General features: G+C 50.1%; 14 protein-coding genes. 2 read left to right on the top strand and 12 right to left on the bottom strand.

All coding sequences use genetic code 11. The features are described from left to right. Window positions 1–2: 2 nt before the first annotated feature. The 3 genes from G358_RS0118125 to G358_RS0118115 form a co-directional block, all read right to left on the bottom strand. On the bottom strand, window positions 3–1265 hold the full coding sequence (locus tag G358_RS0118125; RefSeq protein WP_240480062.1) for a hypothetical protein: 1263 nt from the start codon (window positions 1263–1265) through the stop codon (window positions 3–5). Window positions 1266–1273: 8 nt separating this feature from the next. Then, window positions 1274–2008: a phosphonate ABC transporter ATP-binding protein gene (locus G358_RS0118120; RefSeq protein ID WP_019638663.1), complete on the bottom strand. Its 735-nt coding sequence runs from the start codon at window positions 2006–2008 to the stop codon at window positions 1274–1276. Between the two features lie 64 nt (window positions 2009–2072). Beyond that, complete coding sequence (locus tag G358_RS0118115; RefSeq protein WP_019638662.1) at window positions 2073–3269, bottom strand: MFS transporter; 1197 nt, start codon at window positions 3267–3269, stop codon at window positions 2073–2075. A 193-nt stretch (window positions 3270–3462) separates the two neighbouring features. Here G358_RS0118115 and G358_RS0118110 point away from each other — a divergent pair, with 193 nt between their 5' ends. Continuing rightward, window positions 3463–4386 (top strand): ArsR/SmtB family transcription factor, encoded by a 924-nt coding sequence (locus G358_RS0118110; protein WP_019638661.1) that lies wholly within the window; start codon window positions 3463–3465, stop codon window positions 4384–4386. A gap of 30 nt (window positions 4387–4416) precedes the next feature. After that, the gene (locus G358_RS0118105) at window positions 4417–5214 is read left to right on the top strand and encodes an HAD family hydrolase (protein ID WP_019638660.1); all 798 of its coding nucleotides are present in this window, start codon (window positions 4417–4419) and stop codon (window positions 5212–5214) included. Window positions 5215–5320: 106 nt separating this feature from the next. On the opposite strand, the gene G358_RS0118100 is transcribed toward G358_RS0118105, so the two are convergent. The 9 genes from G358_RS0118100 to G358_RS0118060 form a co-directional block, all read right to left on the bottom strand. Then, complete coding sequence (locus tag G358_RS0118100; protein ID WP_019638659.1) at window positions 5321–7612, bottom strand: type IA DNA topoisomerase; 2292 nt, start codon at window positions 7610–7612, stop codon at window positions 5321–5323. A gap of 139 nt (window positions 7613–7751) precedes the next feature. Then, window positions 7752–8243: a dihydrofolate reductase gene (locus G358_RS0118095; RefSeq protein WP_019638658.1), complete on the bottom strand. Its 492-nt coding sequence runs from the start codon at window positions 8241–8243 to the stop codon at window positions 7752–7754. 38 nt (window positions 8244–8281) lie between these two features. After that, the gene (gene thyA, locus G358_RS0118090; RefSeq protein WP_019638657.1) at window positions 8282–9076 is read right to left on the bottom strand and encodes a thymidylate synthase; all 795 of its coding nucleotides are present in this window, start codon (window positions 9074–9076) and stop codon (window positions 8282–8284) included. A gap of 105 nt (window positions 9077–9181) precedes the next feature. Beyond that, window positions 9182–9613, bottom strand: coding sequence for an NUDIX hydrolase (locus G358_RS0118085; RefSeq protein ID WP_019638656.1), 432 nt, complete (start codon window positions 9611–9613; stop codon window positions 9182–9184). A gap of 56 nt (window positions 9614–9669) precedes the next feature. Further along, window positions 9670–10185, bottom strand: a complete 516-nt coding sequence (locus G358_RS0118080; protein WP_019638655.1) for an NUDIX hydrolase — start codon at window positions 10183–10185, stop codon at window positions 9670–9672. A 54-nt stretch (window positions 10186–10239) separates the two neighbouring features. Beyond that, window positions 10240–10857 (bottom strand): LysE family transporter, encoded by a 618-nt coding sequence (locus tag G358_RS0118075; protein WP_026342338.1) that lies wholly within the window; start codon window positions 10855–10857, stop codon window positions 10240–10242. Between the two features lie 88 nt (window positions 10858–10945). Continuing rightward, window positions 10946–11494 carry a nucleotidyltransferase family protein gene (locus G358_RS0118070; RefSeq protein WP_019638653.1) on the bottom strand — a complete coding sequence of 183 codons (549 nt, stop codon included), beginning with the start codon at window positions 11492–11494 and terminating at the stop codon, window positions 10946–10948. Window positions 11495–11567: 73 nt separating this feature from the next. Then, window positions 11568–12032: a VOC family protein gene (locus tag G358_RS0118065; protein ID WP_019638652.1), complete on the bottom strand. Its 465-nt coding sequence runs from the start codon at window positions 12030–12032 to the stop codon at window positions 11568–11570. 161 nt (window positions 12033–12193) lie between these two features. Next, on the bottom strand, window positions 12194–13039 hold the full coding sequence (locus G358_RS0118060) for a hypothetical protein (RefSeq protein WP_019638651.1): 846 nt from the start codon (window positions 13037–13039) through the stop codon (window positions 12194–12196). Window positions 13040–13103: the final 64 nt, after the last annotated feature.

Here is a 13103-nt window from a genome sequence, read left to right as displayed (position 1 = left end):
GATCAGCGTTTTATTTCTTTCTCGCCCTTGTTTACCTTTAAATCAGTGTGACTGAGAAACCCGATCACTTTGTCGTTGTCCCGGGCAAACAATTCCCAATTTTCCTGAACCTGCTCCCATTGTGCCAACGAGAAAAAGCGAATTTCGGCAAGCGTGGCGTTCGTATCGATATCAACAAATTTGATGTGCTCATCCTTAATAGACTTAATATCGATCGTCACTTTGCCCCACCATTCCTTAGGGAGATTAAAGTAGAACCTGCCGGCCAAATCCATATACTGCTGCATAACAAAGGTCAGCCCTTTGTCCGGTTCCCATTTATAATAAGAAAACAGCCAGGGAATATCATTAAAAGCGATGTACTCCCATCCTTTCGGCGTCTCCAGCATGCCTATTTCCAAAATGCCGTCATCATTTACATCCCCGCTCATAATCTGATAGTCCTTCAGCGTGGAGCTCCGATCCGGGATAAAGTCCACCAGCTTGCCGTCTTCCATTCCGATCATGATAGAGTACCCCGACAGCTCGCCGGAAACGGCATCGAGGATAATCCCCCGCTGATCCGGCGTAATATCGCCGTGAACGACATTGTAATAGCCGGTTACAGCATCGTCCAGCTGCAATTTATCCAGCTCCTGAAAGGACGCTTGATCATACTGATAGGTCGTTATTGTAGTAAATTGATCCTTCTTCAGGGATACGACCGTAATATCGAGCTGGTCATCAGCATTCAAATCGTCGATAACATAATAATTATATGGAAGCTCCAGCAGCCTTTCGACCGAGGACCCAGTATACGAATACACGATAAGGCCTTTCTGCAGCTGCTTGTCGCCGCTGGAAAATCCCGCGACAATGTTAATTTGGCCATTACCGGTAACATCCTTAAGCTCGAACGATTCGAGCACCTGTCCTTCTCCGTCGAACCTTACCTTCGGGACCCAGGTATCATTCTGGTTTTCCAGTATCAAACCATGGATCTTCACTTTCTCCAGCGGAGTTTCATAGAAAACTACAGCCTCCATAATACCGTCCTTGTTCAGGTCGACAACCCGAATCGAGCTAATATCGTCGGCATCCCGGGGCCGAATCTCCGCCCCCTTCAGTTCGGTGTTGATGACGCTGCGCAGTGTTTCTTTATCCGAGCTTAGCTCCGGCGTTTTCATTAACGATTTGGGATCCATCATGAAGTTGCAGCCGCTTAGAACTAGCAGCAGCACAGCCATCCCAACGACAGAAACCCATCTATTCACATTCAATCCCATCACTCTTTTCATTCCAAATCGATGAGCCGTTTCTCTTCCTTCGTAAGTCTTCTTCCTTTCACATCCAGCTTCAGCTGGCCTTCGAAAATCCCCCATATTCTAGTGCAGAACCGCTCTGCCAGCTCAATAGGCAGCGCGGCAACAACAATTTTGCTTTGCTCGGTGCAGAGGCTTTTCAGCGTGCCCATCACTTTGTCCGCAGAATGGGGATCCAGCCCGAGCACAGGCTCGTCCGCCGCAATAAACCCGGCGCCGTGCACAAGCGCCCGGCAAATCGCCACACGCTGACGCTCTCCGCCGCTTAATTTCCCCGCCTTCAAATGGGCTTTATCGAGCAATCCGAACTTCTCCAGCTCGTCCATGGCGCCCATATAATCGTCCGAACGAACCATTCCTGTCAGCCTTCTGAGCAAGGAAGTCTGTCCGGCTTGTCCGATCAGTACATTTTTTAACGCCGTTTTTTCAGGATTAAGCGACGGATTCTGTTCCAAGTATGCGCATTTGGAACGATATTTCCTCGCCCCTTTGCCGCCGCCGCGAATGACCGTATTCCCGTCCCAGCTGTAATCGCCATCATTCCAGCTTTCCCGGAGGGCGAGGCATTGCAGCAAAATGCTTTTTCCGCTGCCGCTGGGACCAACGACACCGATCATTTCGCCTGCTTCAAACTCCGTACTGATGCCATGCAAAACTTGCAATGTATTGCCTTCCACAGACTTCTTCAAATGATTTACCTTGATCATGACAATTCTCCTTTGGTCGATGCTTCTCTTCCTTTAGTTTATTGGAAATAGCGCGGAAAATCCATTACACCATTTTCATATTTGCTGATTTATTGCCAACATCCGCTTTAAAAGCGAAACCGGACAAGGTAAAAAGCAAATAAGACAAGCCAAGAAATACAAAGAGCAGACCGGCAGAACCGAAATGCATGACGATTCCGCCCAAATTCGGTCCAACAATGCTGCCTAGGTTAAAGTGAAACGACGCGATCACATTCGCTACAGGCAATAGATGACGCGGCAGTATATCAGCAGCATAAGCGAGGCCCAAGGAGAAGAACGAGCCGACCAGTCCGCCGGTAACCATAAAGATGAGCATCAGGCCGAAATAGTGCTGGCCTAACAACGGAACAATCAGGAATAGCAGGCCTCCCAGACTGCCGGCAACCATAAGGATCATTTTACGGCCATAACGGTCGCTTAAATAGCCTAACGGAAGCTGCAGGATGAGCCCGCCGATACCGAAAAAGGGAAGCAGCGTGGAAATTTGCCCCGCAGTCAAACCAGTACGCAGCCCATAAATCGGGAAATTGCTATTCATGGCCGCTTCCATATAGCCGTATAGTAATGAAGGAATTAAAGCAAACCAGGCGATCCGGTAAATTTGCGCTGCTTTACGCTGGCCAGTTTGCTTATTTTGTTCCTCTGTCATAGAATCAGGGACGGTGCTGGGCATTTTCATATAAACTAGTACGAGCACTAAAGCGATAATTACAGACAGCAGCAGAAAAGGCACCAGCTGCCCGTATGGCAGCAGCCGGATCGCCAAAGGTCCGATACTGAATCCGATACCGTATGACATCCCGTAGATCGAAATATTTTTACCCCGTTGGTTCGGGGGAGTAATGAGCAGCATCCAGAGCTGAGAGGCAAAATGAAGGGCACTGTCGCCGATTCCGACTAGCAGCCGGAGCACGAACCACAATTTAAGATCTGAAATGAGAGGGAATAGCGGAAGCGCGGCCATTACGAGAACAAGTCCGCCCATAATTAACTTTTTGAATCCGATTCGTCCCAGCACTTTTACGGCAACGAGCGACATGCCAAACGAGCCGATGTACAGCGCCGCAGCATGCAAGCCATTCACCGAGGAGGAAATCCCCCTCTCTTCCATTAATATCGATAGCACAGGGAGCAGCAGCCCTTGGCTGAGTCCTGCAACGATGACAACCATAATTAATATAAATACAGGCGAGATGATGCTGTTTCGTTGATCTTTCATGTTGTCTTTTATACTCCTTTGTCAAAAAAGAAAGAAAATCGTCAACAGATGACGACTTTCCGTTACCAATTGTAGGATATAATTCATTTATAGCCACGCATGCTATACATAACATAAACATTATAGTAGACAATCTCGTGTCAAACAAGCCATAATGGTTATGGATGCAAAGATGTCTGGGAGGTTTCTTGTCATGGCTTACAATGTCAAAGTCGACGTTTCTCCAATCTATGAGCTGATCAGCAGTTTCATAGTATTTACAACCCGTAAATGGGTGAACAATCTCGATGTAGGACTGGAATGGCTCGACGATATTAGCTCACGATTCAGCCCCGATGCTCGACAACCGTTTATCGAAGCCGCGCAATTTCCTTTTACCGATTACGATGTACTGTATGCCTGGGCTATTGATCGCAGCGACAATACGGATATCGAGGCTTTTCTTGACCATCTTGAGTTTTCGGCTGAAGAAGTTCTTTACCATAGTATTAAATCCTATATTCCCAATATGACTACTGTAGAAATCCAGCGCATTCGCAGCAGCTACATTCCGCTCCTGCGCAAATGGAACGAATTGTACTTCAAGGAGATCACCTTGCAATACGCTTCCCTCCTGGAGGAGGATGCGGCCGAGAAGGCAACATTGCTGCATAAGATGGATTCGGAAGCGCTGGTGGAATATGCATCAGGCGGACTTGTGCTGGAACCGGGGCTGCCAATTGAGCGTGTCGTGCTAGTTCCATCTATTCATTTTCGGCCAATCAATACGTATGGCTTCTATTCCGATGTACTGTTCATACAGTATCCCATCGATATTCCCGAACTGGATGAGGACGAACCGCCGACCTGCCTTCTGCGGCTGACGCGGGCCCTCGTCAGGCCCGAGCGGCTCAGATTGCTTCGATATGTCGCGGATGAGCCGAAGTCGTTGCAGGAGATGGTCGACCATCTGAACGAATCAGAGGACAAGCTGATGCATCATCTTATGCGGCTGCGGGTAGCCGGGCTGCTCCGCGTACATCTTGTGGACAGCAACGATACGGAGAAATTCAGTATTCGCCCGGATGGTGCAGCTGAACTGCAAATGTTTTTGGAGTCGTATATCCGCCTATCGTAAACGTTTTTAGATACAAAGGGGTGACCTGCTGTGAATACACTGCGGCAGCAAATTATTTTTGATTTAGACGATACACTGATCCATTGCAACATATACTTTGAACAAATTTTAGACCAGTTCGCAGCACTGCTGCTGGACTGGCTCGGAACTGAGCGTTTAACGAAGCATGAAATTCTCGCCAAGCAAACGGAAATCGATATTGCCGGAGTGGAAAAAGTAGGTTTTATTAGCAGCCATTTCGCGGAGTCGCTCGTCGATACGTACCGCTACTTCTGTTCTCTGCTGGGACGCTCTGCCCTTCCTGCCGAGGAGGATACATTGTCCCGGCTCGCGATGAGCGTATATGAACAGGAGGTCGAACCGTATCCCGGGATGATGGAGACGCTCGATATATTACTGGAGCAAGGCCATGAACTGAATCTATACACCGGGGGCGACAAAGCGATCCAGCAGCGGAAGATCGACCAATTGAAGCTGTCGGCCTACTTCGAGGATCGCATTTATATCCGCAGGCACAAAAATATTAATGAATTGGAAAAAATACTGCGTTCACGACACTTCGACCGAAAGCGAACCTGGATGATTGGCAACAGTCTGCGCACCGACATCGCTCCAGCGCTCACCGCCGGTATTCATACGATTTATATTAAGCATCCTAATGAATGGTCATTTAATCTAGTCGAACTAAAGGAGAGCACGGATACGTCCATGTATACCGTTTCTTCCTTGGAACAAGTGCCGAACATTATCGCCGAAAGTCTGAAGAACGCTGCACAAGGGATACGAAGTAACGATCTTCGGCCTGCTGCAGCTCGCCGCTTTATATGAATGAACTTCAAGCCAGCTGCTAGCGAATTGCGATAACAAAACACGGTTGCCTGCTTATACTGGCAACCGTGTTTTTGCTGCTACCGTAATCTTCGCCCTTGTCCAGCTACTCTTCTACTTTGGCCAGCCCTAACTTGCCGCTAACCTGATCAGCCAGGACGATTCTGGCTTTGAAATCACCCTCAGGCTGTTTAAATGTTAGCAGCTGTGTCTGCCCCTTGCTGACTAGTGAGGTGAGCATGTTCACGGAAATATTTTTCCCGGCAAATTCCTTCCATATTACAAATCCGCATCCTTGTTTATAATGCGTACAGCCATAGCCTTTGCGCCCTTCGATAAGCTGGCCTCCGCAGCCCTCCCGCGGGCAGGGTGCAAGCGGCTGCAATGAGCCCGGTGTCGACGGCGCCGAGGCGCTTGCGGCCTTGTTCGCCGACGAACCTTGGCTTTTCGCCTTCGATGCACTGCCGCTCTGCCCCGATCCAGATGCATTGCGATGGGATGAGCCTTTCGCTTTCGAGCCTTTGCCGCGGGCGCCCTTCCGCTCTTCCTCCGCCATCTCGAATAAGGAGGCATCCGCCTTCGGCTGAACCCGGACTTTATCGATGATCGATAACGTGAAACGCTTGACGTTATCCATGAATTTCTCCCTGGCCGCCTCGCCCTTGGAAATTTGATACAGTCTGCGCTCCCACTGCCCGGTCATCTCCGGCGAGGTCAGCAGCTCGATGCCCGCATGACGAATGAGCTCGATGGCCGTCCTTCCTTTTTGGGTTACGGTAATGCGCTTGCCCTGCATCGTAATGTAACCGACGTTTTTGAGGCGTTCAATCGTCGCGGCCCGCGTAGCTGGCGTACCGAGTCCTGCGTCCTTCATCGCGTCCCGCAGTTCTTCGTTTTCAAGCTGCTTCCCGGCACTCTCCATCGCTTTCAGCAGAGTGCCTTCTGTATAAGCCTTAGGCGGCTGGGTCGCCTTCTCCTTCGCCTGCGCATCGAGGCATTGAACAGGCTTATCCTTCTCGACGTGGAACGGTTCGCTGACCAGCTCCTCCTGCTCCTCTTCCTCATCCTTCTTCTTCCCGCGGCTGCTGGCCCGCGGATCTTCAGGCTGACATACTTTCCAGCCCAGGGATAGCAGTTCTTTCACGTTCGTCTTGAAGGTTTCACCGGCAACCTCAGTGAGGACAGTATGCTGCTTGTACTCGGCGGGCGGATAGAAATGCGAGAGAAAACGGCGAATGACCAAGTCGTACACGTTCTGCTCTTCCTTGCTGAGCGTTCCCGCCCGCCGCAGCGTCGGCAGGATCGCATGGTGATCCTCAACCCGCGCCGGGTTGCAGACTGATTTATTGCCGACGTGCACGAGCCGCGGATTTGCTCCCTCCACCAGCTGCTGGTAGGGGCCGGATTTGAGCATGTGCAGTGCTTTATGCATGCCATCGATATTTTGTTCCGTTACATAGTTCGAGTTCGTCCTGGGATAAGAGATCACTTTATGCCGTTCATAGAGCGCCTGAGCCAAGTCCAAAGTCTTCTTGGCCGAATAGCCGTATTTTGCGTTCGCGTCACGCTGCAGCAGCGTCAAATCATACAGTTTGAACGGATACTCCTTCGTATCCTTGACCTCATACTCGCTAATTCGGCCTTCCTTGCCCCGCACTTTATCCGCGATGGCTCCCGCCTTCTCTGCATCCGTCAGCCGGTCACCCTGCCATGTCCCCGCATACTTGCGGCCAAGCTGCTCGAACTCTGCCTTAATTTCATAATAGGTCAGCGAGTCAAAGCTCTCGATTTCCTTTTGCCGGTCGTAAATCAGCGCCAAGACCGGAGTCTGGACCCGGCCGACCGACAGCAGCGTACGATGCTTGGTCGTAAAAGCGCGCGACGCGTTCATGCCGATCAGCCAGTCTGCCTCGCTCCGTGCTCTCGCCGCCTGCGTCAAATTGTCGAACTCCGCCTCTTCATGCAGAGTATCGAAGCCTTTCTGGATGCTCTCCGCCGTCAAGTCAGAAATCCACAGCCGCTTTACAGGCTGCGTCAGCTTCAATTGCTGCTGGATCAAAGCGAATATGTACTGGCCTTCCCTCCCGGCATCGCAGGCGTTAACGATGCTATTGCAGCGCTTGGCCACTTCGCCGATCGTCTTCAACTGATCCTTCGTTCTCGGATTAGGCACGATCTTGAATCGCTCGGGCAGGATCGGCAAATCGCCGAAGTTCCAGCGCTTGTATTTCTCATCGTAAGCGTCCGGTTCCGCCAGGCCGAGCAAATGGCCGATCGCCCATGTGATGATGTAGTGCTCGCCTTCCAAATACGATCGGTTATTTTTCGCTCTCGGTTCGATGACGGCAGCGATCGTTCGACCCATGTCCGGTTTCTCTGCGATTACGAGCGTTTTCATCGGTTTAAGCCGCCTTTCTATCACAATTACGTCTTCATTTCCTATCGTAGCCAAAACAAAGAGCTGCGCTCTGCGCAGCTCCGATGCACACTCTATTATATCATATTTTAGAAGATTGCTGGCTTAATTTCTATTTCTTTTAGCCCTTGCGGCGCTCATAGATCATAAACCGGTGATCGTATAAATTTTTCTCGTCCCGCATGCCAGGCATCTCCTCGTCCAAAGCAAACTGCGACCAATCCAGCGGAGGAAAATGAACATCTCCCTCAAATTCCGCGTCGATCCGGGTAACGAATAAACGGTCAGCATGCGGAATAAACTGCCCGTACACACTGCCGCCGCCGATGATCATCAAGTCATCGTTCCTCGCGATATCCAGCACCTCGTCCACGGAATATACCACTTCGGCGCCCTCGGCTTCATACGAACGGTCACCCGTCAGCACGATATTTCGGCGTCCAGGAAGCGGCCGGACTCTTAAGGATTCCCATGTTTTTCGGCCCATGACGACCGTTTTGCCCTTGGTCTGCTGTTTGAAGAAATTCATGTCGTTTGGCAATCTCCAGGGCAAATCATTGCCCTTGCCAACCAAGCCATTTCGATCCATGGCCCAAATTAGCGAAATACCCATATAGCACACCCCTTTTCTCCCCTATTAAACTGCGGCTGCTATACGGCTACCGTCGCTTTGATTGTCGGATGATGCTCATAATCGACGAACTCAAAATCTTCGTATACGTAATCAAAGATCGAATCCGGCTTGCGCTTGATGACCAGTTTAGGCAGTTCGTAAGGCTCCCGCGCCAACTGCGTCTTCACCTGCTCCAAATGGTTGCTATAGATGTGGACGTCCCCGCCGGACCAAACGAACTCGCCAACCTCCAGCCCGCATTGGTGCGCCACCATATGGGTCAAGAGCGCATAGCTGGCAATATTGAAAGGCAAGCCGAGGAACGTGTCGACGGACCGCATCGTCAGCATGCACGACAGCTTCCCATTCGCAACATAAAATTGGAACACAAAATGGCATGGCGGCAGCTTCATGTTGTCGACTTCCGCTACATTCCAGGCACTTACGAGATGGCGGCGTGAATCGGGATTGTTCTTGATCGCTTCGATCACATTGGAGATCTGATCGATCTTTCTGCCGTCCGGCGCTTCCCAGGACCGCCACTGCGAGCCGTATACCGGCCCTAAATCACCGTTCTCATCCGCCCATTCGTCCCAAATACGAACGCCGTTTTCTTTTAAATAAGCTATATTCGTATCCCCTTTAAGGAACCATAGCAGTTCATGAACAACCGATTTCAAATGGATCCGTTTCGTTGTGACGAGCGGAAACCCCTTACTCAGATCAAAGTGAAGCTGGCGGCCGAATACGGACAGCGTGCCCGTGCCCGTGCGGTCTTCCTTGACCGTTCCGTTATCCAGCACATCCTGCAACAAATCTAAATATGCTCTCATATATCGCACCCCGTACTATAGTCTATTATCAATTTCTAAATCATTATAGCAAAGTGTTTCGCAGAATGGGAGCATAGAGGTAAATTCAGAGACGCCAAAATCGGGTTACTTCAACCGGACGCCCTCATCATAATAGGCAACCTCAGCCCCTCGGCGTACGATATCCCTGAGCTTCTCCTTGTAATAGGGCATCAGTTCATCAGCGCGCTCCACTTCGATCCATTCGATGGCAGCAATTTCATCCGGCCTGACAATCTCCATGCGCCCTCCGGTAATCTGTCCGCGAAAAGTCACAAAGACGACATGCTGCCCCGGCTCCGTGAACAGGCCTTCATTGACCGCTGCCACACCGCCAATTTCCACATCCAGCCCGGTCTCTTCCTTCGCTTCGCGGATTGCTGCCGTTTTCAGCGTCTCGCCTTGCTCTACCGTGCCGCCTGGAAGCGTCCAAGTATCCCTGCCGTGGTTTTTTACCATAAGGATCTTCGTCTCGTCTTCATTAAGCAGAAGCGTATATACGACATCAACACGTCTCATTTGTATTTACTTCCCCCTCTATGTTCACGCTAAAATTGCTTTCGGCTCGCAGCTGCTTACAGATGCATCAAGTTGTGGAGCACATCATCCAGCAGCTTCCTTTGGCTCTCAGGAAGGCCCTTCGGCCATTCACCAGGACGTACGAAGCAGATTTTGGAAATTTCAGCACATGGCCTGAACGTGCCTTCAATTAATTTCCCTTTAAAAATAAGCTCCACCCGGTTCGGCTCTGTGCCATAGACGGCCCGCGCAATCCCATCGATTCGCACCTTCAGTCCCGTTTCTTCCCAAATTTCGCGCTGCAGGCCGAGCTCCGGCCTCTCCAGCTCCATCCAGCCGCCCGGCATACCCCACGGCTCGTCCCGATACACGTGATGCAACAACAGGACTTGCCCGGATTCATTGGTAATGATGCCCAGCACGGCAACCAGAAATTTATGCTGCGCTTTGTAGACGATCCAATTTTTCAATCGCATGAAGGGGAATCGTTTATACATGAGCACAAGCCACTTATCAGGCACCATTCTTACCAGCTTCGCTAACACATCGCATACCTTCTTTCCGCTGCACATGCAAGCCGAGCCCTCTTCGGACAACAAACCTGCAAGATTTTTGCTGCCGTAAGCTTACTCGCTCCTTGAACGAACCATTCTAACCGCGAAATACAGGATCAGCACGCCTACAGCGCCGTCCAGCACTTTAAGCACCCCCTGCGGCAAAAATTGCCCGATAAAGCTGCCTGCCAAGGCAATAACCAGCAGGAAGGCTAGCGTCGACAGCACTGTTCCTAAGCCAAAAGCGTAAATCCCCGCTTTGCTTAAGCCCCCTTCTGCGATTTTGGCAGAAAACAATCCAGCCCAAAACAAAATCGTAAGCGGATTGGAGGCCGTGAGCAAAAGACTGGATAGAAAAGGCCTGTCCATTTCGGCACCGCTCGATATACGGAAATGGGACAGCAGCTCCAGGCCGAAAGCCGAGAGTACAAGGTTCGCCCCGAACGCAAGCAGGACGATAAATCCGAATATGCGCAGTCCCCGGTTGATCTTCGGCCGCTCCATAAAGGAAGCTACGCCAAATATGGCCAGCAGGATGAATAATGCATCGACGAACGTCACAGCCGCTACCCCGACAGCAGCCTCCGGAAAGCCGTGCTTGCTAGCCAGGTTAAAAATATAAATGCACACAGGTCCCACGGCGAGCTGCAAAATCATCCCAAACCTGAACCCTCTTAAAACAACCATCATTGCGGTTTTCCCCCGACACCAGAATACAAGAAAACGATGCAAAAAGCATACAGCTTAACAAATGCAGTGTTCAAAATTAAAGACCAGTCTAGTCTCTGATCCAGGTAAGCAAAGGCCAGTCCTGCAGCCAATTTTTCCTGCGAACCCTCTCCAAATAATATAGCCGATCAACAAAAAGAGGGCTCCGTCGCACCACCATTCCAAACAGATCGTCTAGTCCATGCGGCGCGCAAATCTCCAGTTCATCGTCCGCATTCAGGCGAACGCCGACGGCCGTAGCAGTCTCGGGCCATCGGCTCATCGCATCGTATGTAGAAGTATATGGCGCTGCCCCGTTGCGGACATGCATTCGCGCTTGATTTTTGACCGACCACCGTTCATTTCCTGTCTCTTCGATTAATCGCGCTTGCAGCGCCAAGTCCTGGCTCTCGCTGCAATGCCGCTTATCAAAGTAGACGACATCCATATCTTCATGCCGCGAACGATATTCATAACTATGCAGCACATCCCATACATAGCTCCGAATATATCCAGCCGCTATATAACACTCCGGCAAATTCAGCCGCCGTATGGTACGCAAATCGCATAATAACGGCTCGCACTTAACGATCATCTGCTTTAATTGCTCTACGTACATACCCGTCTCCCAATATGAACCTATCAATCTTAACTATCCCTATCATTTCTGTCGATCCTGCTAAACCTATTTACTACAAGTATGGACGAGCCAGTTTCTCCCATTCTGCCAAGGAGAGCTTATCTGTTATATGCTTTAATTCCTTCGGCACCTCGACAAAGCACATCAGTTCCAGGCTGTTCCCATCCGGATCGTCAAAATACACCGAAGCATTGCCTTGATTGGGCCGGACAAAGGGCTCGACCGACGTTCTGCGTCCAAATGGAACGGCTGCAACGTGAATGGATGCCAGCCAGGCTAAAGACTGCTTCAAATCCTCATATGTCACTCGGAAAGCGATGTGGCGCAAGGATGGGTGATAAGGGGTTTCATGCTCCCGGCCTTCCCATAGGCCAAGCCAGCTTAGACCCTCCTCGATCCAAAAAAAAGCCGTATCCTCGTCTCGCCAAGCCAATTTCAGACCTAAATTACTATAGAAGCTCATCGAGATCTCCAAATTTTTGACCGGTAAATGCGCTTCATATAAACCTTGAATCATCTTCTTCCTCCCGAGGTTCTAACACGATTATCGTATAAATCTCATAATTTACCTATGCATTGTGTCACGCATACTTAAATAGTAATAACAAAAAACGTAAAATTGCTATATCTTAAAAAAGCGCGCAGCTCCGCACTTTTCCAATTTTGCTATCCGTTGTGTTACTTTCGTTCTTTAAATACAGTCCCGTCAAACTCAAATGCAGTCATTGTCGTTTCAACCGTTCCGTGAACTGTTTCTGCGTCATCCTCCAGCGGGCTTAACGTCCTCCAAACATACAACACGTTATCCTGAATGCGGTACCCGGCTACAGCCAGTGAATACTCACCCGGCATCATGGCATTCATTTCCTTCACGGTTCCTGCCCAGGCTTCAACTATCCGTCCCTGCTCCAAATACCAGAGGTGTACAATCTCAATGCTAAGTCCAGTGCCCCCGGTGCGTTCAACCGTTTCATATAACAGCTTATCGCCAACCTGATGAGGTTCCGCTAGCTTTAACGATTCTACCTTCCAAGGACTTTCGAAAATTAATTGATAATTTCCAGCCGCATCTCTCTTAAAAATAAAATAATTTCCAAGATGCACGCCCCCGTCGATGGCCGCGACGACTTCCTCTATCCCATCGCCATCGAGGTCGATCATTTCGAAGGACAAGCCATACAAATAATAACCGGTCTTCTTGCCTTGCTGAACAATCCAATCTGCCACCTGCTGTTTTGTAATCCGCGCTGCTGCTGTTTCTCTCTGTACGAGGCTAGCAGCACCGTCTACGATCTCTATCGAATTGCTCTGCCTGTTCCAATTCACTTTATAGCCGAGTTCTGTGGCTAGAGGAAGCAGCGGAGCATACACTTCGCCGCCATTCACTTGAAACCGGGAGTGTAATTGCTGACCATTCAGCGATACGGTTAACGGATGATTCGCCTCAACCGTAGATGTTGCCGTTACGCCTAGAATCAACAAAGCTGCAACAGCTAGGAATCTGGCCTTGTTCTTATTCTGCATCCATCCGTCCCCCTTTAGCGCAAGCGATTTCATTTCTTTCATTTCATTATGCAAGCTTTGTAAA

This window comes from Paenibacillus fonticola DSM 21315 (assembly GCF_000381905.1).
Taxonomy (GTDB): Bacteria; Bacillota; Bacilli; order Paenibacillales; family Paenibacillaceae; genus Fontibacillus; species Fontibacillus fonticola.
The sequence above is the reverse complement of the archived record's forward strand: the minus strand, read 5'-3'. Positions and strand labels throughout refer to the sequence as shown.